This window comes from Streptomyces sp. NPDC059679, assembly GCF_042734105.1.
GTDB lineage: Bacteria > Actinomycetota > Actinomycetes > Streptomycetales > Streptomycetaceae > Streptomyces.
Genome location: NZ_JBHWES010000021.1, coordinates 98388 through 122535, shown reverse-complemented (window position 1 = coordinate 122535; position 24148 = coordinate 98388). Strand labels below are relative to the sequence as shown.

General features: G+C 68.7%; 21 protein-coding genes and 1 pseudogene. 14 read left to right on the top strand and 8 right to left on the bottom strand.

Annotated elements, in window-relative coordinates; genetic code table 11:
* Nucleotides 1-63 precede the first annotated feature (63 nt).
* Nucleotides 64-1395 carry a histidinol dehydrogenase gene (gene hisD / locus ACFV2X_RS23230; protein WP_385619430.1) on the bottom strand — a complete coding sequence of 444 codons (1332 nt, stop codon included), beginning with the start codon at nt 1393-1395 and terminating at the stop codon, nt 64-66.
* Nucleotides 1396-1562: 167 nt separating this feature from the next.
* On the opposite strand from hisD, the gene ACFV2X_RS23225 reads away from it, so the two are divergent.
* Complete coding sequence (locus ACFV2X_RS23225; protein WP_385619427.1) at nt 1563-3128, top strand: PucR family transcriptional regulator; 1566 nt, start codon at nt 1563-1565, stop codon at nt 3126-3128.
* 38 nt (nt 3129-3166) lie between these two features.
* Here the strand turns inward: ACFV2X_RS23225 and ACFV2X_RS23220 are convergent, their stop codons facing one another.
* Nucleotides 3167-4747: a GMC oxidoreductase gene (locus tag ACFV2X_RS23220; protein ID WP_385619425.1), complete on the bottom strand. Its 1581-nt coding sequence runs from the start codon at nt 4745-4747 to the stop codon at nt 3167-3169.
* A 680-nt stretch (nt 4748-5427) separates the two neighbouring features.
* On the opposite strand from ACFV2X_RS23220, the gene ACFV2X_RS23215 reads away from it, so the two are divergent.
* Together ACFV2X_RS23215 and ACFV2X_RS23210 are read left to right on the top strand one after the other, a co-directional pair.
* A complete protein-coding gene (locus ACFV2X_RS23215; protein ID WP_385619422.1) occupies nt 5428-5793 on the top strand; it encodes a YciI family protein in 366 nt (121 codons plus the stop codon).
* Complete coding sequence (locus tag ACFV2X_RS23210) at nt 5787-6974, top strand: RNA polymerase sigma factor (RefSeq protein ID WP_385619420.1); 1188 nt, start codon at nt 5787-5789, stop codon at nt 6972-6974. Before ACFV2X_RS23215 ends, ACFV2X_RS23210 begins: the two co-directional genes overlap by 7 nt.
* Nucleotides 6975-7388: 414 nt before the next feature.
* On the opposite strand, the gene ACFV2X_RS23205 is transcribed toward ACFV2X_RS23210, so the two are convergent.
* The 3 genes and pseudogenes from ACFV2X_RS23205 to ACFV2X_RS23195 form a co-directional block, all read right to left on the bottom strand.
* Nucleotides 7389-7811 (bottom strand): hypothetical protein, encoded by a 423-nt coding sequence (locus tag ACFV2X_RS23205; protein ID WP_385619417.1) that lies wholly within the window; start codon nt 7809-7811, stop codon nt 7389-7391.
* Nucleotides 7808-8636, bottom strand: a pseudogene (locus ACFV2X_RS23200) (IS5 family transposase). Before ACFV2X_RS23200 ends, ACFV2X_RS23205 begins: the two are co-directional and overlap by 4 nt.
* 98 nt (nt 8637-8734) lie before the next feature.
* On the bottom strand, nt 8735-9211 hold the full coding sequence (locus ACFV2X_RS23195; protein ID WP_385619415.1) for a ferric reductase-like transmembrane domain-containing protein: 477 nt from the start codon (nt 9209-9211) through the stop codon (nt 8735-8737).
* Nucleotides 9212-9469: 258 nt separating this feature from the next.
* On the opposite strand from ACFV2X_RS23195, the gene ACFV2X_RS23190 reads away from it, so the two are divergent.
* Both ACFV2X_RS23190 and ACFV2X_RS23185 read left to right on the top strand, forming a co-directional pair.
* Nucleotides 9470-10162 carry a response regulator transcription factor gene (locus ACFV2X_RS23190; protein ID WP_385619412.1) on the top strand — a complete coding sequence of 231 codons (693 nt, stop codon included), beginning with the start codon at nt 9470-9472 and terminating at the stop codon, nt 10160-10162.
* On the top strand, nt 10159-11610 hold the full coding sequence (locus ACFV2X_RS23185; protein WP_385619409.1) for an ATP-binding protein: 1452 nt from the start codon (nt 10159-10161) through the stop codon (nt 11608-11610). Before ACFV2X_RS23190 ends, ACFV2X_RS23185 begins: the two co-directional genes overlap by 4 nt.
* Before the next feature lie 207 nt (nt 11611-11817).
* On the opposite strand, the gene ACFV2X_RS23180 is transcribed toward ACFV2X_RS23185, so the two are convergent.
* Together ACFV2X_RS23180 and ACFV2X_RS23175 are read right to left on the bottom strand one after the other, a co-directional pair.
* A complete protein-coding gene (locus ACFV2X_RS23180; protein WP_385619407.1) occupies nt 11818-13971 on the bottom strand; it encodes an MMPL family transporter in 2154 nt (717 codons plus the stop codon).
* An 86-nt stretch (nt 13972-14057) separates the two neighbouring features.
* Nucleotides 14058-14933 carry a helix-turn-helix domain-containing protein gene (locus ACFV2X_RS23175; protein WP_385619404.1) on the bottom strand — a complete coding sequence of 292 codons (876 nt, stop codon included), beginning with the start codon at nt 14931-14933 and terminating at the stop codon, nt 14058-14060.
* 319 nt (nt 14934-15252) lie between these two features.
* Between ACFV2X_RS23175 and ACFV2X_RS23170 the strand changes: the two genes are divergently transcribed.
* The 8 genes from ACFV2X_RS23170 to ACFV2X_RS23135 all read left to right on the top strand — a co-directional run bounded on the left by ACFV2X_RS23170 (nt 15253) and on the right by ACFV2X_RS23135 (nt 21539).
* On the top strand, nt 15253-15396 hold the full coding sequence (locus ACFV2X_RS23170; RefSeq protein ID WP_385619402.1) for a hypothetical protein: 144 nt from the start codon (nt 15253-15255) through the stop codon (nt 15394-15396).
* Between the two features lie 78 nt (nt 15397-15474).
* A complete protein-coding gene (locus tag ACFV2X_RS23165; RefSeq protein WP_385619400.1) occupies nt 15475-15867 on the top strand; it encodes a hypothetical protein in 393 nt (130 codons plus the stop codon).
* Nucleotides 15868-15916: 49 nt separating this feature from the next.
* Entirely contained in the window at nt 15917-16096 is a 180-nt protein-coding gene (locus tag ACFV2X_RS23160; RefSeq protein ID WP_385619398.1) for a hypothetical protein, read from the top strand.
* Between the two features lie 681 nt (nt 16097-16777).
* Nucleotides 16778-17863, top strand: a complete 1086-nt coding sequence (locus ACFV2X_RS23155) for an S-(hydroxymethyl)mycothiol dehydrogenase (RefSeq protein ID WP_385619395.1) — start codon at nt 16778-16780, stop codon at nt 17861-17863.
* Nucleotides 17863-18492 (top strand): MBL fold metallo-hydrolase, encoded by a 630-nt coding sequence (locus ACFV2X_RS23150; protein ID WP_385619392.1) that lies wholly within the window; start codon nt 17863-17865, stop codon nt 18490-18492. Before ACFV2X_RS23155 ends, ACFV2X_RS23150 begins: the two co-directional genes overlap by 1 nt.
* Nucleotides 18493-18706: 214 nt before the next feature.
* Nucleotides 18707-19069 (top strand): bifunctional 3-phenylpropionate/cinnamic acid dioxygenase ferredoxin subunit, encoded by a 363-nt coding sequence (locus ACFV2X_RS23145; protein WP_385619390.1) that lies wholly within the window; start codon nt 18707-18709, stop codon nt 19067-19069.
* Entirely contained in the window at nt 19066-20229 is a 1164-nt protein-coding gene (locus ACFV2X_RS23140; protein ID WP_385619388.1) for an NAD(P)/FAD-dependent oxidoreductase, read from the top strand. The genes ACFV2X_RS23145 and ACFV2X_RS23140 overlap by 4 nt, the downstream gene beginning before the upstream one ends.
* A gap of 164 nt (nt 20230-20393) precedes the next feature.
* Nucleotides 20394-21539: an aromatic ring-hydroxylating dioxygenase subunit alpha gene (locus ACFV2X_RS23135; RefSeq protein ID WP_385619386.1), complete on the top strand. Its 1146-nt coding sequence runs from the start codon at nt 20394-20396 to the stop codon at nt 21537-21539.
* Here the strand turns inward: ACFV2X_RS23135 and ACFV2X_RS23130 are convergent.
* A complete protein-coding gene (locus ACFV2X_RS23130; protein ID WP_385619514.1) occupies nt 21527-22273 on the bottom strand; it encodes an IclR family transcriptional regulator in 747 nt (248 codons plus the stop codon). The two genes, ACFV2X_RS23135 and ACFV2X_RS23130, sit on opposite strands and share 13 nt — an antisense overlap.
* A gap of 203 nt (nt 22274-22476) precedes the next feature.
* Between ACFV2X_RS23130 and betA the strand changes: the two genes are divergently transcribed.
* Nucleotides 22477-24147 carry a choline dehydrogenase gene (gene betA, locus ACFV2X_RS23125; protein ID WP_385619383.1) on the top strand — a complete coding sequence of 557 codons (1671 nt, stop codon included), beginning with the start codon at nt 22477-22479 and terminating at the stop codon, nt 24145-24147.
* Nucleotide 24148: the final 1 nt, after the last annotated feature.

Here is a 24148-nt window from a genome sequence, read left to right as displayed (position 1 = left end):
CTTGTCGAACGGCTGTCTCGCGGTGCGTACGGGCCCGCGTAAGTCCTGATCTGTCATCACTGGTCAGATCTGGCTGGAGTCGAAGGTCTGGTCGGTCCAGTCCAGCTGGGCCGATCCGTAGCGCGCCGCGCGAACGTCTCCCGAGCGTGCGTGTCCTTCGAAGTTCTCGATGCGTGAGGCCCTGCCGCAGATCTCGCCGAGCTGGGCGCTGGACGTGGCGTCCTTGATCTCCTGGTAGGTCACCGTCTTGAGGTACTTGCCGACCCAGAGCCCGCCGGTGTACCGGGCCGCTCCCAGGGTGGGCAGGACGTGGTTGGTGCCGATGACCTTGTCGCCGTACGCGACGCACGTCTTGTCCCCGAGGAACAGGGCGCCGTAGTTGCGCATCCGGTGCAGAGCCTCGCGGGGCTCGGCCGTGAGGATCTGGACGTGCTCGCTGGCGTACTCGTCGGCGAGAGCGTAGGCGGCGTCGAGCGTGGGGACCACGATCACCTCGCCGTGGTCGCGCCAGGCCCGCCCGGCGACCTCGCCGGTGGGCAGGCCCGGTAGCAGCTTCTCCACGTGGGAGATGGTGCGCGTGGCCACCTCCTCCGATGTCGTGATCAGGACCACTGGGGAATCCGGTCCGTGCTCGGCCTGGGACAACAAGTCGGTCGCCACCACGAACGGGTCCGCGGTCTCGTCCGCGACAATCAGCACCTCCGTCGGCCCGGCGAACAGGTCGATCCCGACCTCGCCGAAGAGCTGGCGCTTGGCCTCCGCCACGTAGGCGTTGCCGGGACCGGCGAGCATGTCGACCGCTTCGATCGTTTCGGTGCCCAGCGCCAGGGCCGCGACGGCCTGAACACCGCCCATCACGTAGATCTCGTCGGCCCCGGCCAGGTGCATCGCGGCGATACTCACGGGCGGCGGGGCGCCACGGTCGGGCGGGGTGGTGGCGGCGACCCTTTCGACGCCTGTGACCTTGGCCGTCAGAACGGTCATATGGGCCGACGCGGTGAGGGGGTAGCGGCCTCCGGGAACATACGCGCCGACCGCGCCGACGGGGATGTTGCGCTGCCCCAGGAACACGCCGGGGAGCGTCTCCACCTCGAAGTCGGTGAGGGAGTCCCGCTGCGCCTGGGCGAACCCACGGACCTGCCGCTGGACGAAGCGCAGGTCGTCGAGGACCGTCTCGGGGACGGAGGAGACCACGGAATTGATCTGGTCAGGACTGAGCCGGAAGGATTCCGGGCTCCACTCGTCGAACTTCTGCGACCACCGGCGCACGGCGGTATCGCCGTTCTGTCGTACGTCGGCGATGACATCGGCGACGGTTTCGACGATTTCCGGACGGCTGGTCCGCGACGCCTCGACAGCGACGGAAGCCTTAATGATCTTTCGTACTGATGACACTCTGCACTCCTTGCAGGTGGTCGTGCCTGCGGGCTTGACCTGAAGTCTGGGTAAACGAGGGGGTGCACCGACAGGCACAGGATGTGCAATATTGGCCTCAGATCTTGCACACACTGAGGTTGATCATGGCTGAAGTCCTTACTGTTCGCGCAGCTCTGGAGCTCGAGGTGTTCACGCGCACGGAGGTGCGTGTGTACGCCGGGGAGAAGAACCTGGACCGTCCCGTTCGCTGGGTGCACACCGGCGAGATCCCGGACATCCACCGCTTCCTCACCGGTCAGGAGATGTTGCTGACCGCCGGACTCGGCATGGGGCAGACGGCTCTCGAGCAGCGCGCCTTCATCAGGCGCCTCGCGGATGCGCACGCGGCCGTCCTGGTCGTCGAGCTGGCCGGCCGCATGTTCGACGCGATGCCCAAGGCCGTCATCGAGGAGGCGGAAGCCGCCGGCCTACCGCTGGTGGGGCTGGCCGACGAGATCCCCTTCGTCGAGACCTCGGCCCAGGTCCATGAAGTGCTGGTCGGCATGCGCATGAAGCAGCTGATCGCCGAGGAGGCCACCAGTCAGGCCTTCATGGATCTGCTGCTGGCCGACGAGGACTACGTGGGTGTGGTCAGGGAGCTGGCCCGTCGCACGGGGCATGCTGTGGTCCTGGAGGACGTGGCGCACCAGATGCTCGCCTACGGAGGCGCCACTCCTGAGGCCGACGAGGCCGTGAACGGGTGGAGCGCCCACTCCCGGGCCATTCACGAACGTCACCACTCCCTCGTCGCGCACGGCCCCGACGTACCCACGGCCTCCGCCGCCTCGTTTCGGGAGGTCGTGCCCTGTGCCCGCCAGCCCGTGATCCTGAGGGGTGAGTCATGGGGCTGGCTCCACCTTCTGCACGGTGGAGTGCAGCCCAGTCCGGCCATACTGCGGACACTGGAGCGGGCGGCCGCGGCACTGGCCATCACGTTGCTGAGCGAGCGGGAGAGCGGTGCTCGCGCGTCCCAGCGCCAGACCGCTCTGCTGAACCGGCTGCTGCTCGGCGACATCACCGGAGAGAGATTCGTCGGCCTCGGTCTGGCACTCGGGCAGGATCTGCGCGGGCGGGACCTGATCGTCGTCACGGCGTGCGCCGGGGACGGCGAGCCCTTCAAGGACCACACCCTTGCCCGTCTTCTGCACGACGCGGGCTGGACCGCCATCGTGGGCGACACCGGCGATTTCGACATGGCTGTCGTCGGGCTGCCCGCACCTGGTGATGTGGCCGCCGTGCAGACCGTGTTGACCGATCACGGTGTGCGGGCCGGTATCAGCCGCCGCGTGGAATCGGCGGCTCTGCCACTGGCCCTGCGGCAGAGCCGCAGCGCGGCCTCCGTGGCAGCGGCGGCCGCGGCTCCGGAGGTGCGCCACTTCGACGATCTGGGCGCGCTGCGTCTACTGGTCGCGCTCTCCGAAGGCCCGGAACTCAGACGCTACGTCGAGGACGAGCTCGGTCCGCTCCTGGAGCACGACGCCCTGGTGAAGAACCCCCTGCTTCCGACTCTCCGCACATTCCTCGACTGTGGCGGCAACAAGGCACGGGCCGCCGACGAACTCTTCGTCCAGCGGCGGACCCTCTACCATCGCCTCGACAAACTGTCCGACATCCTCGGACTCGACCTCACCCGGGTCGACAACCAGCAGCGGCTGCAACTGGCCGTGCGCGGCCATGACTTGCTGCGTAAACCGACGTTGCGACGGACCTGAGCGAGCGGTGTCGCAGTTGTCATGGCCGCCGGAGATGCTCAGCCCTTGGTCGCCTTCGCGAGGGCGGGAGCGATACGCAGCGCGTTCGCGCCGATCGTCAACGCCGGGTTGAGCGCCGCGGAGGACGGGAAGAACGAGGCGTCGGTCACCCACAGGTTCTCGATGTCGTGGCTGCGGCAGGAGGGGTCGAGGACGCTCTCCGCCGGATCGTGACCCGCCACGGCCGTTCCGCACATGTGGGAGTTGGTCTCGATGCCCATGCGCTGGGTGAAGATCAGTGGATAGCCGGCCTTGCGGACCGCCTCGGTCACCCGGCGCACGAGTTCGTGGTGCGGTTCGAGGTTGGTCGGCGTCCAGTCGATGAGGATGCGGTCGCCGTCCACCCGTACCCGGTTGTCACGGGAGGGCAGATCCTCGGTCGTCAGGTAGATGTCGATGCTCCTGGCCGACATGAACTTCAGGGCCCACGTAGGCGCCCACCGCCGGGCGGGCTTGAGCATGGGCGCCTGCAGCTTGCCCAGCATCTGGAGGTTCCCAAGCGGGAAAGGCGTTCCGGCGCCCGCTTCGTACCAGTCGTTGATGCCGAGCGTCTTCTGCCACTTCGTAGGGTTGGTCCGCAGCGGGTTGACCCCGACGAAGAACGTGCTGTTGTGGACCATGTAGTTGCGGCCCAGCAGCCCCGAGGAGTTGCCGAGGCCCTGTGGGTGCGCGTCGTTGGCCGAACGGATCAGCAGCGCCGCGGAGTTGACCGCACCACCGGCGACGGCGAAGGTCTTCGCGTGAATACGGACGACACGGCCGGCGTGCCGTGCCTCGGCGGCGACGATCGTCCGGCCGTCCGGGGAGGTGAGCAGGCGGGTGATCTGCGCACCCGTGAGGATCTTGACGCCGTCGCGCAGCGCGGGAAGAAGAATCCTGTTCTCGGCGTCGGACTTCATGCCGGTCTCGTCCGGACAGCCGTCGGCGGTCGTCACGGCGGCACGGTCGGCCTGCGTATTCACGTTCAGGGCGTTCGGGGTATGGAAGGGGTGCAGGCCCTGCCCGCGCAGCGACCGGGCGAATCTCTCGATCTCCGGCTCGTGGTCGACCGCGGGGTAGGGATACGGCTTGGAGTGCGGCGGCTCGGTCGGGTCCTCGTCGGTTTGCCCGTGCACCTGGAGCAGCCGCTCCATGGTGTCGTAGAAGGGCTCGAGATCGTCGTAGCCGAAGGGCCAGGCGCGCGAGGTCCCCTCCTGATGCTGGACTTCGGTGAAGTCACTGCGCCGGAAACGGGGCAGCATGGCGCCGTAGAAGCGCGTGTTTCCGCCCACCCAGTAGTAGACGCCCGGCGCGAACGGTTCGCCCGTGCGGCCGTCGTACCAATGCCCGGCGTTCTTGTAGCGGCCCTTGATGTACATCTCGGTCGGCTGAGAGTTCTCGGGCTCACGCGGGAGGAAATTTCCCCGCTCCACGACGAGTACGTCGAGGCCGGAGTCCTTCAGCGCCCAGGCCAGAGTGGAACCACCCATGCCGGAGCCGATGATCAGGACATCCGTGCTGATCTCATCGGCGCCCACCGAGATGAGGGAGTCGGGCTGAAGCTCCGGTGGTAGGTAATCCTGACGGACGGGATTCGACATGTATCAGAATTCCTTACATACGCTCGGCGCTCATAGGGTTCCTGATGAGACTAGGCAGCCCCACGAACACAGCCCATGCACGAGATGAGTAATCCTCGACGGGCCAAACGCACACTATGTGCACCCACTGCGCGATCCGGGATTCGCCGCAATGACCCGCCGCCTCATGCTGAGCGCCGAGCGCTGCTCCTTGGGTGGGGTCTAGAGCGATGTATGTGAAGACCAGCGGTCGGAAGGCCAAGAGCGGCACCGTGCGCTACCTGCACCTGGCCCACAACGAGTGGGACCCGGTCGCCGCGCGCTCGGTGCCGCGCCTGCTGCACTCCTTCGGCCGTGAGGACCAACTCGACCGCAATGCCATCAAGCGCCTGGTCGACTCCCTGGACAAGCTCTGTACCGGCTGGGCATCCCCAAGGCGATCATCTCCGCCCCGCCCGCGGGTCTGCGGCTTATTGCGGGGTCGGGTATTGATCGGGGGCGGAGTAGTTCTGATGTGCAGCTGGTCGGGTTCGAGAATCGCCTTAAAATCGGGACATATGACCCTCAAGGCTGTGTCGCCGGTCCCCAGCGGTCACCAAACGGGACGCAGACGGGGCGTCGTGGTGACGAGCTCAAGATTTCCGGAGTCGAGCTGTCGATTTCCTGGCTCGTCGTTCGTCTTAGTGCGTAACCATCCGGCAGTGGCTGAGGAGCAAGTGATGAAGTACGTCGTGCTGATCTACCAGGGCACCGCGCTGGAGCGGCAGGCCGCGCTCTCCGAGGAGGAGCAGAAGCAGGTCTACGCCGACTACCACGGGATCAATCAGACGCCGGGCGTCACCCCCGGGCCGCCGCTGGGCCAGCCCGAGACTGCGACCACCGTGCGGGTCGAGAGTGGCAAGACCCTGACCACGGACGGCCCGTTCGTCGGAATGAAGGAGGCCCTCGGCGGATTCTTCGTCCTGGAGGCCGACGACCTCGACGCGGCCATCGAGTTGGCTGCCCGCGTCCCCGCAGCACGTTACGGTGGCGCCGTCGAGATCCGCCCCTCGGAAGTGTCTTGGTAACCACGCTCGACCAGGTCTTCCGCGAGGAATGGGGCCGCGTCCTGGCCACTCTGATCGGCTTCCTCGGCGACTTCGACCTCGCCGAGGAAGCCGCGCAGGAGGCGTTCGCCATGGCCGCCGACCGCTGGCCGCGCGACGGTGTCCCCAGGAACCCGCGTGCTTGGCTGATGACGGTGGCTCGCAACCGCGCGACGGATCACATCCGTCGCGAAGGGGCGCGCGCGGCCAAGTACAGCCTGCTTGTCGCGGGTGAAAGTGCGGAGGCGCCGATGAACATCAGCACGTTTCCGGATGAGCGTCTGGAGCTCATCTTCACCTGCTGCCATCCGGCGCTCGCGACCGAGGCGCAGGTTGCGCTCACCTTGCGCACTCTGGGAGGGCTCACCACCGACGAGATCGCGCGCGCCTTTCTGGTGCCGGAGCGCACGATGGCGCAGCGGCTCGTGCGGGCCAAACGGAAGATCAAGGCTGCGGGGATCCCGTTTCGCGTGCCGCCGGTCCACCTGCTCCAGGAACGTCTCGACGCCGTCCTCGCGGTCGTCTACCTGATCTTCAACGACGGCTACGGCGGCCGGGACGAGCTGGCGGCGGAGGCGATCTGGCTGGGACGTGCGCTCGCCGAGCTGCTTCCGGACGACCCGGAGGTCCACGGGCTGCTGGCGACGATGCTCCTCCACGACTCCCGGCGCGAGGCGCGGTTTCGCGACGGGGAGCTCGTGCTGCTCGGCGATCAGGACCGTTCCCGGTGGAACACCGACCAGATCGCCGGTGGCCGCGCCGAGCTCGACCGGGAGCTCGCCCTGGGCGGCCGCGGGCCCTACGTCCTGCAGGCTGCCATCGCCTCACTGCATGCCGAGGTGCCGTGCGACTGGGCGCAGATCGCGGCGCTGTACGGCGAGCTCGGCCGGCTGACCGGCTCTCCGGTCGTGGAGCTCAACCGCGCCATCGCCGTCGGCGAGACCGATGGCCCCGAGGCCGGCCTGCGCATCGTCGACCAACTGGGCCTGGACGACTTCCGGTACCTGCACTCGACCAGGGGCGAACTGTTGCGACGTCTCGGCCGGATCGAGGAGGCGCGTGACGCATACCGACGTGCCAGGGAGCTCACCGACGATGGCGCCGAACGGCGCTTCCTCGAACGCCGGCTGACGGAGCTGGCAGGCACCTCAGGATCGGGTTAGCCGCAATGCCAGGTTGCCTTCGGCATCAGGGCGGATGAGATTTCCGGCAAGGGCACCCCGGTTGTACGCATCGGCCACCGCATCGAAACCTCAAGGAAGACGGCGCGGCCGAGCTCGTGGACGACCGACTGCGCTGCCCACCGAGCGGCTGAATCGCGGCAAGCTCGCGCTGCGTCCAAATGGGGCCCCATTGTCAGCGGCGAGTCGCCGCGCGACGATGCCAAGCAAGCGATCCTCTGCGTCCGCGTACGGATCGCGAACACCGGTCGGCAGCTCGTGCAAGAGCTCCAGGGAGACAGGCATTGCACCCCCAGCCAGGAATGTGACGCACATCTCAGAGGGCGGTATGAGGCTTTATGTCCGATTCTTCGTTTCGTGCGGGACGAGCGGGCAGGCCGTGGCGACGTCGGTCGGCTACGGCCGAGGCTGGGTGAACAAGCCTGGCTCGGTCTCGGTCAGGATCCCGCGGCCGGCCAGCCGCTTGAGCTTGAGGCGGACGTTGTTGATGTTGTTGGGCGCGACCGCCAGGTCCATGGCCTCGCACACCTGCCGGGCCCGCAGCGGGTGGTCGGCCGCGGTGAACACCGCCATGATCTGCTGGTAGGCCGGATGATCCGGCAGCTTCGGTGCCGGCGGCGCGGGCGGCCCGGGGTCGGGCAGCCCCAGCAGTGTCTTGCGGGTGATCCGGACTTCCTCGGCGGCCCGGCTGAGTTCGTCGAGCTGTGCGGTCAGCTGCGCGACCTGTTCCCGCATCGTCTCGGCCTGTGCGGTGATCTCGCGTTCCCGCTCCTCCAGCCGCGCCAGCACCGCGCCGAGCGTCAGCTCCCCGCCGGTCATGCGGTGCGCCAGGCCGGTGTGGTCGCCCCGGTCAGCCGACGCAGTATCACCGCGGTCATCGCCCAGTACACCCGCGACTCCGAACTGCGGGGCAGATGCTCGTAGTCGTGCACCAGCCTGCGGTGCAGCATCAAGATCCCATGGGCGCGTTCCACGACCCACCGCTTGGCCTGGGGAACGAACCCGGTCTGCGCGGGATTGCGCTCCACGACCTCCACCCCGATGCCCACCTTCTCCCCGTGCGCGACGACGGCGTTCTTGAAGCCCTGGTCGACCAGGGCCTTCTCCACGGCGTCGGTGCCGGCGGCGACCTTGTCCAGCAGCGCGATCCCGACGGCGTTCTCGTGCGCCGACGCGGGCGCCGCGACCACCGCGATCACGAACCCCAGAACGTCAACGGCCAGGCCGCGCTTGCGGCCCGGTACTTTTTGCCGCATCACGCCCCGTCGACTCAGCGGGCACTCCGGCCGCCGCGTGCACGCTCTGGCCGTCGAGCACCACCAGGCTCGGGTCCGCCTTCCGACGCGCCATTTCCCGCACCTGCCAGCGCAGCAGATCGTGAATGGTCTGATCGATGCCGTCGTCACGCCAGGTGTAGAAGTAGTACTTCACCGCGCCGGGCGGCGGAAAGTCGTGCGGGAGCAGCTCCCACTGACAACCGGTCCGGCCCTGGTAGAGCAGCGCGTTGACGATCTCCCGCATCTCGTACCGGCCCCGATGGCCGCTGACCGAGGGATGCGCGGCCTTCCACACAGCGATCACCGGCTCGACCAGCGACCACTGCTCGTCGGACAGATCGGTCTTGTAGGGCTTGCGCTCGCTCACGGTGCCCAGCCCAACATGCCCATGGCCGCCAACCGGCCGGGATGCCGCACCGCCACACGTTCAGGCGACGACAACCTATGTACTCTGATTCCGCCCTCTCAGACCTCCGGGTGTCCGCCGGCGCGCCAGCGGAGGAAGGATTCGCGGGCCTGGATCACCCGGCGGCGCACCGGTGGGATCCGCAGCAGCAGGGACGGGACGAACACCATCAACTGCCCGGATTCCTCGGGGCAACCCGGCAGCAGGAGCAGGTGGAGCGTGACGAGCGCCAGCACGACGTGGACGAGCCGGTGCAGTCGCTTCCAGTCGCTGCCGAACCGGCGCATCGACCACCGGCTGGAGGTGATCGCGAGGGGGACAAGCAACAGGGTGGCGAGGGTACCGGCGGCGAGGAACGCCTGGCCGGCCACCCCGGCGCGCCAGCCGTCGGTGGACATCGTGGCGGCGAGGACCAGGTCCAGGGCGGCGAGGGCGAAGGTCCACAATCCGAGGTCCCGCGCCAGGATCTGGTGCCATCGCCAGCCGGTGACCGTGGTGACCGGCGTGATCGCGAACGTCACGGCGAGACTCAGCAACGCGGCGTTTCCGAGGATGAGGGTTGGGCGCGGGAGTCACCTGGGGACGCCGAGCGCCCGTGACCGCCGCGGGGGATCTACTGTCTGGGTGCCCGGTGCGATGCTGGTCATCTGGTCCTCCCCTGCTCATGAGCCGAAGTAGGTTCCATTTTTTAGGTACCCGTGAGAGCGAGGTCCCCAGCGACGCTCTAATCCTGGCCTCAGGTTGATCGGGGACAATGAGCGGCAAAAACATCGACTGGAAGGGGGCGGGCCGGCGTGCGGATCATGATCGCGGATGATGACGTGGCCATCCGTGAGTCGCTGGAGCGGGTGCTCCAGGTCGAGGGTTACGACACCAGCACCGTCGCCAACGGTTTCGCCGTGCTCGACGGGGTCGGTGGGGCCAGCGGTGACACGCTGGATCTGCTGCTCCTCGACGTGATGATGCCCCACCTCGGCGGGTTGGAGACCTGCCGGCGGTTGCGGGCCGCGGGTCGGGATCTGCCGGTGCTGATGCTGACCGCCCGTGACCAGGTCTCCGACCGGGTCGCGGGGCTGGACGCGGGCGCCGACGACTACCTGCCCAAGCCGTTCGCCACCGAGGAGTTGCTGGCCCGGGTGCGGGCCCTGCTGCGCCGGCGCACACCGACCGACGAGGAGTCGCAGATCCTGTCGTTCGCGGACGTCCGGCTCGATCCCGACAGGTTCGAGGCGTGGCGGGGCGGGCGGCCGCTGCACCTGACCCGGACCGAGTTCTCCCTCCTGCAGGTCCTCGTGAGCAACGCGACCCGGGTCTTGACCCGCGACGCGCTGTTCGGGGCGATCTGGGGCTTCGGCATGAGCTCCACCGCCAACAACCTCCAGGTATACGTGAGCTACCTGCGCCGCAAGATGGAGGCCGAGGGTGAGCCGCGATTGATCTACACGCTGCGCGGCCTGGGATACACGTTGCGGGAGACTCCTCCGTGAGCAGGCCCGCCGGCCGGGAACCGCGCCGGCTGACCCGATGGTGGCGCCGGCGGTCCCTGCGGACCAGGCTGACGATGATCGCGGCGACGGCCATCGCGGTCAGCGTGTTCGTTGCCTTCCAGGTGGCCAGCGAGCTACTGGGCTGGGAGCTGCAGCACACCGCCGAGAATCAGCTACGCGCCGACTCCCGCGTCCTGGCGACGAACGCGGAGCGCGCCGGTCTGGCGCAGGTCCAGCTACCGCCGTATCCCGGATCCGGTCGGCTGGTGCGGGTCGTCCTGCCCGACGGCTCGACCCGGACGCCGGCCGGCCAACCCGCGCTGCCCCCGGTCAGCGAGCACGCCGGGCGCGTGGCGCAGGGCGCGTCGGCCGACCTGATGGAGTCGAACGACAGCGACGAGGACGGCTACCTCATCTACACGCTGCGGGCGGGCGACGGCGCGGTCCAGGTGGCCCGCGTCGCCGACGACAGCCCGATCAACCAGTTCGGGTTGGGCATGCTGCTGATCGGGCTGCTCTGCGTGGTCGGCGGCGCCCTTGTCGGGCGGACCGTGGCGCGGACCGGGCTGGCACCGATCGACCGGCTGACCGCCGCCGCGGTACGTGTCGCGCACACCCGGGATCTCGACGCCGACATCCCGGATGAGGGCGGTGGGGAGATCCGGCGGCTGATCCAGTCGATCAACGACATGCTCGCCGCGCTCCGGAACTCCCGGCGGGCCCAACGGCTGCTCGCCGAGGACGCCGCCCACGAGCTCAAGACCCCGCTCACCAGCCTGCGCCTCAACGTCGAGCTGCTGATCCGGCTCGATCGGCGCGGCACCCTGGACAGCGCACTGCCGGCGGAGAGCCGGACCCGGCTGCTCAACGATCTCGGCGCCCAGGTGGCCGAGTTGAGCACCCTTGCCGCCGAGCTGACCGACCTGGCGCGCGGTGACGTCAGCGACGAGAGCACCGAGCTGCTCGACCTCGCCGACGTGGTGGTGGCTGCCGCGACCCGGGCGCGTTCCCGCGCGCCCGACATCGAGGTCGCGCTCGACGTGACCTCTGTGTGGGTGAGCGGGCGTCCCGCTGCGCTCGAGCGGGCGGTGCTCAACCTCATCGACAACGCCGGCAAGTGGTCCCCCGCGGACCAGCCGGTCCAGGTCCGGCTCCGTGCCGAGGGCGCGTCGGCGGTGCTCGAGGTCGACGACGCCGGGCCGGGCATCGACGCCGCCGACGTACCGCGGGTGTTCGACCGGTTCTACCGTGCCGACAGCGCCCGGGCGTTGCCGGGATCCGGTCTGGGGCTGTCGATCGTGCAGCGGGTCGTCGACGCCCACGGCGGCCGGGTCACCGTCGCCCGCTCCGCACGCGGTGGCGCGCTGCTTCGGGTCGACCTTCCGGCCGCGGCCCCGCCCGCCCCGATCGCGCGGCTCACCGCCGGGGAGGACACCGCGGTGCGCTGACCCGCCCCGGCGGCGCGGCGCAGGACAAGGGACGGCGGCCCTCGGGCATGGCCCCGCGCGGCTCACCGTCGGGGCAGGACACCGCGATGCGCCGACCCCAGCCCCGGCCGCACGGCGCAGGACCAAAGGGCGGCGGCCGTCGGGGCCATGAAAAAAATCCGGGACGGGCCTGGGGCCCCGTCCCGGATCTCGTCCGTGCCGCCGCGCTCACCGTTGCAGCGCGGCGGGCTCCTCGTCGTCGGCGAGCGACTGTTGACCGTCCGGCAGCTCCGCCGCTGGACGGGACAGCCGGCTCGGCCACCACATCCGCCGGCCGATCAGCAAGGTGAGGGCGGGCACCAGGACCGACCGCACCAGCAGGGCGTCGAGCAGCACGCCGAAGGCGACCAGGAACCCGACCTCGATCAGCATCACCAGCGGAAGTGTGGCGAGGACCGCGAACGTGGCCGCCAGGACCAGGCCTGCCGAGGTGATGACGCCACCGGTGGCCGAGAGGGCTTTGAGCATGCCCTCTCTGGTGCCGAGACGCACGGTCTCCTCCCGGGCCCGGCTGGTCAGGAAGATGTTGTAGTCGACGCCGAGCGCCACCAGGAACAGGAATGCCAGCAGCGGCACCGAATAGTCGATGCCCTTGAACCCGAGGATCGTGTCGAAGACGAACACGCTGCCGCCGAAGGCTGCGGCGAATGAGACGATCACGGTGGCCATCAGGACCAGCGGGGCCAGGATCGCGCGCAGCAGCAGCCCGAGGACGATCAGGACGACGGCGAGCACCAGCGGGATCACCAGCTTCTCGTCGCGCTCGGTGGTCACCTCGGTGTCGAGGTTCTCCGCACTCGGCCCGCCGACGATCGCCTCCGCCCCGCTCACCGCGTGCACGGCGGTGCGCACCCGCTTGATCGTGTCGTACTCTGCGACGGTGTCCGGCGCGTCCTTCGGGAACACGGAGATGTTGGCCCAGCCACCGCTGGTCTGCTCCGGGATGGCCAGGGCCACACCGCGAGTGTCCTTGACGATGTCGAGCACCCGCTCCTGGTGCGCCGGCCGCGTGAAGATCGTCATCGGCTGGCCGCCGAGCTCCGGGAAGTGCTGGCGGAGAACGGTGAAGCCGGTGACCGACTCCGGCGCGGACAGGAACTGGTCCTGCTCCCGCAGGGCGCCGGTGTTGCCCGCCAGCCCGAGGGCGAGCACGCCGAGGACTCCGAGCGAGCCGAGCGTCGCCACCCACCGGCGGCGGCTGATGGCGGTGCCGAGCCGTCCCCACAGCCCCGGCTTCTCCTCCACGGCCGTGCTGAACCGTGGGATGGCCGGCCAGAAGATCCGCCTGCCGAGCACCACGAGCACCGCCGGGAACAGCGTCAGCATGGCCACCAGCGCGCACAGGATGCCGGCCGCACCGATCGGGCCCAACCCGCTGGTGCTGTTCAGGTCCGCGACGAGCAGGCAGAGCAGGCCGGCGACCACGGTGGCCGCGGACGCGACGATGGCCGGCGCCGCGCCGCGTAGCGCGTGGACCATCGCGACCCGGACGTTCTCATGGTGGTGCAGTGCCTCCCGATATCGAGCGATGAGCAACAGCGCGTAGTCCGTGCCGACGCCGAATACCAGGATCGTCAGCAGCGCCGAGTTCTGGTCGTTGACCACGATGCCGAAGCCCTTGACGAGCAGGTAGATGGTCCCCATCGCGGTCAGTGCGGCCGCGCCCACGGCCACGAGCGGGATGATCCACAACACCGGGCTGCGGTAGGTGAGGATGAGCAGGAGCGTGACGACGACGATGGTGGTGAGGAGGACCTGCACGTCGATGCCGTCAAAGACGGCATCCATGTCGCCGTCGATCGCGCCCGGGCCGGTCACGTCGAGTTCCAGGCCGGAGGGGCGGTCCTTCGCGGCGTCACGCAACGGGCCGACGATGTCCTCCGGTGCGCCGTAGGCCGTGCTCACCTCGAGGGTGAACATCATCGCCTTGCCGTTTGTGGAGGGGCTCGTCGGTGAGCCCTCGTCGTCCTCGCCGGCCGCCGCCGTCGCCTTCGGCGGGTACCGCTCGGCAAGGGTGTTGTAGTGGCGCTCGACCGTCGCGCGGTCGGCGTCGGTCATGCCGCCGGCGCGGTGGTACACGAAGACGAACGTGTTGTTGTCACCGCCGGGGAGACTGTCGTCCAGCACCGCCACCTTGGTGGACTCGGCACTGGCCGGCAGGGTGTCTACGGCGCTGTCGGTGGTGACCGAGCTCAACTTTCCGCTCAGCGGCACCATGCCCGCCGCCAGCACCAGCCACAAGCCAATCACTAACCACGGCACCCACCGGCCTGCCAACCGACCGGCCGGCGCTTCCCCGGACGGCGCTGCGTTGACTGCCATCACTAGCCTCCTACATACGGGTTACATCGCTTGTCTGGATGCCTACTTCGTACCGAGCGAACCTGAGACGACTGTTAATACGGTGCTCAGGCCGGTTGGCCGAACCATGTGCCCAGCGCACGCACCAGCGCGGTGGCGTCGAGGTCCTGCCCGGTGGGCAAGGCCCAGGCGACACAGCCGTCGGGCCGGATGATCAACGCGTCGACGTCCACCCGGTCCGTGCGGGCGGTGACGGTGTTGCCCCGTCCGGTCCACGCGGCCGCGGCGTCGCGGACCTCCGCGCGGTCGACGAGGTCGAGCAGGAGACCACGACCCTCACGCAGCAGGTCCGCCGACCGGGTCACCGCGGTGACGACGTCCGGGTCGGGCCGCTCCAGCGTCAACTTCATGTCCGGGCACAGGGTGCCGACGAGCCGGTGGTCGTCGCCCACGTCGTACCGGACGTTGACCTGCGGCAGCTGACCGTGGGCATGTCCGGGACCAGTTCGGCGAAGAAGGCGGAAGGTGTCGAGCACGATCGGGCCGGTCACCCGCTCCCAGCAGGTCACGTGCAGGGCGTAGCGGGAGCAGTCGTCCAGCCAGGTCAGGATCTCGGTGTCGGTGTCGGTGCCGGCTTTGTCGGCGAGGCGGTGGTGGGTGAAGTCGGCCTGCCAGGTCTCGTTGGGCAGCTCGGCCTGGAAGCGGATGTAGGACGAGCGGGGCCGCTTCCTGGGCGCGGGAACGACCAGGCCGTGGGCGGTCAGATGGCGGCTGATCGTGGCCGGCGACACGCGCGTATGGTGATGGTGCTGAAGATGCCACGCGATGGTCTCGGGCCCGGCGTCCAGGCCCTGCTCGGTCAGCTCCTTGCGGATGCGGACGATCAGGTCGACCGTGTCCGGGGCGAGCGCGGTGGGTGAGGTCTTGGGCCGCCTCGAGCGCGGCTCGAACGCCGCCTCGCCCTCGGCTCGGTAGCGGGCCACCAGACGGCTGCCCCTGTGCCGTTCATAAATGTGTCGCTGCAGCTCATTGCGGATCTGGTGGACCTTGTGGGCAGGCTGGGTTCATGCGCGGGTGATTGTCTCGCTGGTGTATCAGGTGAGGCGGAGGCTGCTGTCCGTTCCGGCGGTGCTGTGACGCAATCAGGGAGGCAAGGACGCCGAACTGCTGGTTCTTCGGTACGAAATCGCTGTGCTGCGTCGGTAACTCGCGGGTCCGGTGCGCTGCGAGCCAGTGGAGCGGCTGTGGTTTGCCGCACTGTCCTCGCTCATACCCCGATTGCGCTGGGCGCGGGTGTTTCCGATGGCTCCGGGGGCCTTGCTTGCGTGGCACCGCAGGCTCGTCGCGCGCCGATGGGACTACAGCGAGCGGCGGACCAAGCCTGGTCGGTCACCGAGCACGGAGGTGGTCAAGGAGCTGGTGCTGCGGCTGGCCGCGGAGAATTGACGCTGGGGGTGTCGCCGGATCCAAGGTGAGCTCGTACGGCTCGGGCGTCACGTTGGAGCCTGGACTGTCTGGAAGATCTTGACCGCGGCCGGCGTAGGTCCTGCTCCCCGGAGAGCCGGGCCGGCGTGGCGAGATTTCCTGGCGGCGCAGGCCGGCTCCATCATCGCCTGCGGCTTCCTCCACATCGGCCTGATTGATCTCCGTCGCATCTACGCGCTGGTTTTCCTCGGACATGGCACGCGCCGACTGCATATCGCCGGCGTCACCGCTCACCCGGCTGCGCGGTGGACGGTGCAGCAAGTCCGCAACTTCGCCCTCGAACTGGGCCTGCGCCTGGAGTCACCGCATTTCCTGATTCGGGATCGGGACAGCAGGTACACCGGGTCCTTCGACACGGTCTTCGAGTCGGAGAGCATCGAGGTCGTGGGGACAGCACCGCGGTCCCCACGCATGAACGCGCACGCACTGTGAAAGGGGCATCGGGACGCTCCGACGCGAGGTCCTCGATCACCTGCTGATCTTGAACGAAGCCCACGCTCGACGGGTGCTCGACATGTACGCCTGCCACTACAACGGCCATCGCCCGCACCAAGCCCGACAGCAGCGGCCTCCCCTCGACGACGACCGGGCAGTGCCGAGACCCAACGTGAGAACCATGCAGCCCATCCCCCGCACATCGCCTCCTGGGCGGGCTGATTAACGAGTACAGGTACACGGCCTGACCAGCCGCGATGAATTTCTGAACGGCACAGGAGCGGGACCCTGGTTCCTCTTGATCCGCGGTGTCTGGCGATTTCGCCGTCTGGGGGCAGTCATGCTCTCTTTCCTTCTGTTCGTCGGGCTCAGGCATGGTCGGTAGGACTGCCGTGTACTTCGGCGGCACAGGGCCGGCAAGCATGTTGTGCAATGAGAAATTGTTCGCTATTGGCGCAACAGCGAACACGCCCTGTGTCTCGCCGTCAAGCCCTCTCGCGCTAGTTGTCGGGCTCTCGACCAGCATCGGAATCGGCCTGTGACACATGAGGTGACTGACCGCGTACGGCTTCCGCCGTCGAGGCGCCGAGGCTGCGGATCAGCTCGCGATGATCTCGCTCGGCCGGCCTGTCCAGGACGCCTGACATGGCGGCGGGCGGTGTTCCGGCTGTGGCAGGCATGCTGGTCGGCGGCGCATCCCAGCCGAAGACGGTGAAAGTCGATACTGCAGCCGCCGCGCCTGCGCCCTCACGTCCTGGCGTCGTATCCGCCCTCTGGCCACTCGGTCGATGGATGGTCGAATCCTTGACCCCGGGTCGGCGCTCCGTGATGCTGTGTTGCGGGACACGAGATGTGTGCCGTAATGAGCAACGTCTTATTCAGATCTCGTATCAGCCGAGGAGTGGCCATGACGCACCAGGTCCGTGCTGTCGTCGCGCGGGGCAAGGGCGCCCCCGTCAGCCTGGAGACGATCATCGTGCCCGACCCGGGTCCGGGTGAGGCGCTGGTGAAGATCGAGGCATGCGGGGTCTGCCACACCGATCTGCACTATCGCGAGGGCGGCATCAACGACGATTTCCCGTTCCTGCTGGGGCATGAGGCCGCGGGGATCGTGGAGTCGGTGGGGGAGGGCGTCACCGAGGTCGCGCCCGGCGACTTCGTGATCCTCAACTGGCGTGCGGTGTGCGGCCAGTGCCGTGCCTGTCAGCGCGGAGAGTCGTGGTACTGCTTCAACACCCACAACGCGAAGCAGAAGATGACCTTGCTGGACGGCACCGAGCTGTCTCCCGCCCTGGGCATCGGTGCGTTCGCGGAGAAGACGCTGGTCGCGGCCGGGCAGTGCACCAAGGTCGACCCGACCGCGTCGGCGGCCGCCGCCGGTCTGCTCGGGTGCGGCGTGATGGCGGGCATTGGCGCCGCCATCAACACCGGGAACGTGGGGCGGGGTGACTCGGTCGCCGTCATCGGCTGCGGCGGTGTCGGGGCCGCGGCGATCGCCGGGGCGAACCTGGCGGGCGCGGCGAAGGTCATCGCGGTGGACATCGACGACCGCAAGCTGGACACGGCCAGGAAGCTGGGCGCGACCTACACCGTCAACTCCAAGGACGCCGACGCGGTCGAGGCGATCCGCGAGCTGACCGGCGGCTTCGGCGCCGACGTCGTCATCGAGGCGGTAGGCCGCCCGGAGACGTACAAGCAGGCGTTCTACGCCCGCGACCTCGCCGGCACGGTCGTCCTGGTCGGTGTGCCCACCCCGGAGATGAGGCTGGAACTGCCGCTGCTGGACGTCTTCGGCCGAGGCGGCTCCCTGAAGTCCTCCTGGTACGGCGACTGCCTGCCCTCACGCGACTTCCCTATGCTCATCGACCTCTATCTCCAGGGCCGGCTCGACCTGGACGCTTTCGTCACGGAGACCATCGCGCTGGACGAGGTCGAGAAGGCCTTCGAGCGGATGCACCACGGCGACGTCCTGCGCTCGGTGGTGGTCCTCTGATGGCCGCCCGCATCGAACGTCTCGTCACCTCGGGGCAGTTCACGCTCGACGGCGGCACCTGGGACGTCGACAACAATGTGTGGATCGTCGGCGACGACACCGAGGCGATCGTCATCGACGCCGCCCATGACGCCGAGGCCATCGCCGCGGCGGTCGGCGACCGGCGCCTGACCGCGATCGTGTGCACCCACGCGCACAACGACCATATCGACGCCGCGCCCGAACTCGCCGACCGCACCGGTGCCCCGGTCCTCCTCCACCCGGACGACCTGCCGCTGTGGAAGCAGACCCACCCCGACAGGGCGCCGGACGCCGAACTCGCCGACGGCCAGGGCCTCACGGTGGCCGGCATCGAGCTGACCGTGCTGCACACGCCGGGACACGCCCCTGGGGCGGTCTGCCTGTACGCGCCGGCCCTGGAGGCGCTCTTCAGCGGCGATACCCTGTTCGCCGGCGGGCCGGGGGCGACGGGGCGATCGTACAGCCACTTCCCGACCATCATCGACTCGATCCGGGACCGGCTGCTGACGCTGCCGGGAGAAACCGTCGTGTACACCGGACATGGGGACACGACCACCGTCGCCGCCGAGGCCCGGCACCTCCAGGAGTGGGTCGACCGCGGCTTCTGACGCCCACCGGCGCCCCTCACACGCCCGCCCTCGGCTCGCGGCCACCGCGAGCCGACGTGGCGGGCTGTTGTTGCTCTATGCGAATGAAGTTTTTTATGGCGCAACCAAAAATCAGACTCAGAGCGGCCTCTGAATGCCTTGACAGGGGTTCGGGCCGACCTCAGACTGTTGTTGCGCTTACCGCAATCCGTTTCGTTATATGCACCGAGGTGTCATGATGATTCCCGCGTGCCGTCTCGGGGACCTCCCTCGAGGCGAGGCCCACCGGCTCGACATCGATCCGCCGGTTTCGGTGTTCCACACCGACGATGGCGAACTCTTCGCCATCGACGACACCTGCACCCACCAGGACGCGTCGCTCGCCGACGGGTGGCTGGAGGGCTGCGAGGTGGAATGCCCCCTGCATGCTTCCAAGTTCGACCTGAGGACCGGCGCGGTCGACGCCCCGCCGGCCAAGCTCCCGGTCCGGACGCACGAGGTCGTCGTCGCGGACGGCATGATCCACGTCCGGCTGTCCACCGAGGCGCCCAACCTGCCGCCCTGCATCTCGGCCCGGCTCGCCGGGGGTCCCGCGTGAGGACCGTCGCCGTGGTCGGCGCCTCGCTGGCCGGCCTGTCGGCGGCGCGCTCACTGCGCAAGCAGGGCTACGACGGGCGGCTCGTCCTCATCGGCGACGAGCTCCACCGCCCGTACGACAGGCCCCCGCTGTCCAAGGAGTTCCTCTCCGGCACTCTCGGCGAGGCCGAACTCGCCCTGGAGACCGACGAAGAGGACCTCGGGGCGGAGTGGCTGCTCGGCGCCCGCGCCACCGGACTCGACCACGCGCGGCGTGCCGTCCGGCTCGGCGACGGACGGGAGGTGCAGGCCGACGGGGTCGTCATCGCGACCGGCGCCGCGGCGCGCATCCTGCCCGGATCCGAGGGTCTGGCCGGAGTGCACACGCTGCGTACGCTGGACGACGCCCGCGCGCTGCGGGACGAACTGGCGCGCGGCGGACGCCTGGTGGTGATCGGCGGCGGCTTCATCGGCGCCGAGGTCGCCTCCACCGCGTACACCCTCGGACTCGACGTGACCGTCGTCGAGGCGGCCCCGACGCCGCTCGCCGGACCGCTCGGCGAGACCATGGGCGCCATCGTCTCCGCCCTCCACGCCGACCACGGCGTACGGCTGGAGTGCGGCGTGGGTGTCAAGGGGCTGAGCGGGGAGACCCGTGTCGACGCCGTCCTGCTGGAGGACGGCCGCAGCATCCCCGCCGACATCGTCGTGGTCGGGGTGGGCGCACGCCCGAACGTCGAGTGGCTGGAAGGCTCCGGCATCGCCCTCGACAACGGCGTCAAGTGCGGCGCCGACGGTCGCACCAGCCTGGCCGGCGTCGTCGCGGTCGGCGACTGCGCCAACTGGTACGACCCACGCGCGGGTTTCCACCGCCGCGTCGAGCACTGGACCGGCGCGCGGGAGCGGCCCGACGCCGCGATCGCCACCCTGCTGGCGGGCGGCGCGGTGGAACCGGGTGTGCCCCGGCCGCCGTACTTCTGGTCCGACCAGTACGGCGTGAAGATCCAGTTCGCCGGTCACGCGGCCGGCGCGGACAGCGTGTCCATCGAGGCGGGCGCCGCGGGCGACCGCGACGTCCTGGCCGTCTACCGGCGGGCCGGGGGTCCGGTCGCCGTGCTCGGGATGAACCAGCCGCGGCTGTTCATGCGCTGGCGCAAGCAGCTCGCCGCCACCGCAACCTGACGCCACCGCATCCTGACACCCCTCGCATCTTGACACCACCCCAGTGGCATCCCATGCTGCGGTTGCACATAGCACGCAGCGTTGCTCTTTGCACAACGCCGTCCGGAGTCGCTCTTCCCGGCGCGTGAATGACCCCTCCCCGACGCTCTCCCGAGGAGTGCACCGTGACCTCGACCAGCCTGCCGGACAGCCTGATCGCCACCCTCCCCGGCTCCTCTTACACGGACCCGGGGATCTTCGCCCAGGAGCAGGAGCGCATATTCGAGACCATGTGGTTCTGCGTGGCGCGCGCCTCCGACTTGGCGAAGCCCGGTGCCTTCCGCACCGTCGACGTGGGCTGCGAGAGCATCCTCGTCACCCGGGCGAGGGACAACAGCATCCGTGCCTACTTCAATGTGTGCCGGCACCGCGGAGCCAAGCTCTGCACCAAGGAGACCGGTGAGGTGAAGCGCGCCTTCCAGTGCCCCTATCACGCCTGGACGTACGACCTGAACGGCAAGCTCGTCGCGGCGCCCAACCTCACCAAGATGCCCGACATCGGCCGTACCGAGTACGGTCTGGTGAGCGTGGCCGTACGTGAGTGGCTCGGATATGTCTGGGTCTGCCTGGCCGAGAACCCGCCCTCCTTCGAGGAGGACGTCATCGGTGAGATCGTCGACCGCCTGGGCGACGTCGAGTCGATCGAGCGCTACGGCATCGAGAACCTCTCCGTCGGCAAGCGGATCACCTACGACGTGAAGGCGAACTGGAAGCTCATCATCGAGAACTTCATGGAGTGCTACCACTGTGCCACGATCCACCCCGAACTCACCGAGGTGCTCCCGGAGTTCGCGGACGGTTTCGCCGCCCAGTACTACGTGGGCCACGGCGCGGAGTTCGGCGAGGACGTGCAGGGCTTTACCGTCGACGGCTCCGAGGGCCTGGACCGTATCCCGGGCGTCGCCGAGGACCAGGACCGCCGGTACTACGCGATCACCGTCAAGCCCCAGGTGTTCATCAATCTCGTGCCCGACCACGTGATCTTCCACCGGATGTACCCGGTGTCGGTGGACCGCACGATCGTCGAGTGTGACTGGCTGTACCTGCCGCGTGTCGTCGAGAGCGGCAAGGACGTCAGCCGGTCCGTGGAACTGTTCCACCGCGTCAACCAGCAGGACTTCGACGCCTGCGAGCGCACGCAGCCCGGAATGAGCTCCCGGATGTACGCCAAGGGCGGCGTGCTGGTGCCCAGTGAGCACCACATCGGCGCCTTCCACGACTGGGTGAACGAGCGCCTGGGGCACCCCTCAGGGGTGACTCAGCCGAGGTAGCCCATCCGGTGGCTGATCTCCTCGGCGCCCTTGAGCAGTATCGGGGAGAGCTCGTGCAGGTGCTCCTCGGTGAGCCGGTACCCGGGCCCGGAGGCGCTGAGCGCCGCGATGACCTCACCGTCCCGGTTGCGCACCGGGGCGGCCATCGCGTGCAGACCGACCTCCAGCTCGTCCAGGGTGAACGCGTAGCCCCGCTCCCGCGCCTCAGCGAGGTTCTTCTCGAGCTTTGTCTTCGCGGTGATGGTGTGCGGGGTGACCTTCTTCAATCCGGCGGCGGACAGCAGCGCGGCGCGCTCCTTGGCCGGCAGATGCGCCAGCAAGATCTTGCCGCTGGAGGTGGCGTGCAGCGGGGTCAGCTGACCGACCCAGTTGTGCGCGGTGACGGCTCCGGGGCCGCGCACCTGATACAGGTTGATCGCGTAGTGCTCCTGCATGACGGCGATGTTCACCGTCTCGCCGATCTCCTCGGCGAGGCGCTCGCAGACCGGGCGGCCCTGCTGGGTGATGTCGATACGGCCGGTGACCGCGCCGGCCAGGCGGACGATGCCGAAGCCGAGCCGGTACTTGCCGCGCTCACCGGCCTGCTCCACCAGGCCGCGCGCCTCCAGGGCGCCGAGCAGGCGGAAGGCGGTGGACTTGTGGACATCGATCTCGCCGGCCACCTCACTGACGCCCGCCTCGCCACGCTGGGCGAGGATCTCCAGGACGCTGATGGCGCGGTCCACCGACTGCACGCCGCCGGCCTGCGAATTCGACGTTTCAGTGTCAGGGCTGTATTTGCTCACCAGTAAAACTATACGCGTAGTAAACAACGCCCCTGCAAGTAACAGGACCGAAACCAAGATGTTGAAGGTTGCGTGGTTCGCAACCTGGTGCGTATAACGCGACTGGGTTTAGCATGCCTCGCATATCTACGGCGCGAGCGAGACGAGGCACCATGGCTCCTGTGCAGTACGACTTCGTCATCGTCGGCGGCGGTTCGGCCGGCAGTGCACTGGCGAACAGACTCTCCGCCGACCCGGCCAACCGTGTGCTGGTCCTGGAGGCCGGCCGGTCGGACTACCCGTGGGACGTCTTCATCCACATGCCCGCGGCGCTGACCTACCCGATCGGCAGCCGGTTCTACGACTGGAAGTACGAGTCCGAGCCCGAGCCCCACATGGGCGGCCGGCGCGTCTATCACGCCCGCGGCAAGGTCCTGGGTGGCTCCAGCAGCATCAACGGCATGATCTTCCAGCGCGGCAACCCCATGGACTACGAGCGCTGGGCGGCGGACCCGGGCATGGAGACCTGGGGCTACGCCCACTGTCTGCCGTACTTCCGGCGGATGGAGAACTGTCTGGCGGCCGACCCGGACGACGAGTTCCGCGGCCACGACGGCCCCCTCGTACTTGAACGCGGCCCGGCCGCCAACCCCCTCTTCGGCGCCTTCCTCAAGGCCACTCAGGAGGCGGGCTACGCGCCGACCGAGGACGTCAACGGCTATCGACAGGAAGGTTTCGCTAAGTTCGACCGGAATGTCCATCATGGACGCCGGCTCTCCGCCTCGAAGGCGTACCTCAAGCCCGCGATGAAGCGGCCCAACCTCACCGTCAAGACCCGCGCCCTCGTCACCCGCGTCCTCTTCGAGGGCAAGCGCGCCGTCGGTGTCGAGTTCCAGCGCGGCCGGGGAGCGCTCCAGCAAGTCCGCGCCAAGGAAGTCATCCTCTGCGGAGGCGCCATCAACTCCCCGCAACTGCTCCAGCTCTCCGGCGTCGGCAACGCCGGGGAACTGCGCGCCCTCGGCATCGATGTCGTCCACGACCTCCCGGGCGTCGGCGAGAACATGCAGGACCACCTGGAGGTCTACGTCCAGTACGCCTGCAAGCAGCCCGTCTCCATGCAGCCGTACATGGCGAAGTGGCGCGCCCCCTTCATCGGCCTGCAGTGGCTGTTCCGGAAGGGGCCTGCGGCGACCAACCACTTCGAGGCCGGCGGCTTCGCCCGCAGCAACGAGGACGTCGACTACCCCAACCTGATGTTCCACTTCCTGCCCGTCGCGGTCCGCTACGACGGCTCGTCACCCGCCGGTGCCCACGGCTACCAGGTGCACGTCGGACCCATGTACTCCGACGCCATCGGCTCGGTGAAGATCAAGAGCAAGGACCCGCGCGAACACCCGGCGCTGCGCTTCAACTACCTCTCCACCGAGCAGGACCGCCGCGAATGGGTCGAGGCGATCCGCGTGGCCCGCAAGCTCCTCAACCAGCCCGCGCTCGCCCCGTACAACGGCGGCGAAGTCTCACCGGGACCGTCGGTGGAGACGGACGAGGAGATCCTCGCCTGGGTCGCGAAGGAGGGCGAGACCGCCCTGCATCCGTCCTGCACCTGCAAGATGGGCACCGACGAGATGTCCGTCGTCGACCCGACCAGCATGCGGGTGCACGGCGTGGAGGGCCTGCGCGTGGTGGACGCGTCGGTGATGCCCTACGTCACCAACGGCAACATCTACGCCCCGGTGATGATGATCGCAGAGAAGGCCGCCGACCTGATCCTCGGCAGGCAGCCGCTGGAACCGTCGAAAGCCGCGTACTACCGCCACCGCGACGCCCAGAAGCAGACGGGGTAGG

Excerpts from the sequence above, each read along its gene's own strand:
- ACFV2X_RS23155 (WP_385619395.1), top strand. The coding sequence starts at position 16,778 with ATGACGCACCAGGTCCGTGCTGTCGTCGCGCGGGGCAAGGGCGCCCCC.
- ACFV2X_RS23180 (WP_385619407.1), bottom strand. The coding sequence starts at position 13,971 with ATGGCAGTCAACGCAGCGCCGTCCGGGGAAGCGCCGGCCGGTCGGTTG.
- betA (WP_385619383.1), top strand. The coding sequence starts at position 22,477 with ATGGCTCCTGTGCAGTACGACTTCGTCATCGTCGGCGGCGGTTCGGCC.
- ACFV2X_RS23170 (WP_385619402.1), top strand. The coding sequence starts at position 15,253 with ATGGCTCCGGGGGCCTTGCTTGCGTGGCACCGCAGGCTCGTCGCGCGC.
- ACFV2X_RS23150 (WP_385619392.1), top strand. The coding sequence starts at position 17,863 with ATGGCCGCCCGCATCGAACGTCTCGTCACCTCGGGGCAGTTCACGCTC.
- ACFV2X_RS23220 (WP_385619425.1), bottom strand. The coding sequence starts at position 4,747 with ATGTCGAATCCCGTCCGTCAGGATTACCTACCACCGGAGCTTCAGCCC.
- ACFV2X_RS23205 (WP_385619417.1), bottom strand. The coding sequence starts at position 7,811 with ATGACCGGCGGGGAGCTGACGCTCGGCGCGGTGCTGGCGCGGCTGGAG.
- ACFV2X_RS23145 (WP_385619390.1), top strand. The coding sequence starts at position 18,707 with ATGATGATTCCCGCGTGCCGTCTCGGGGACCTCCCTCGAGGCGAGGCC.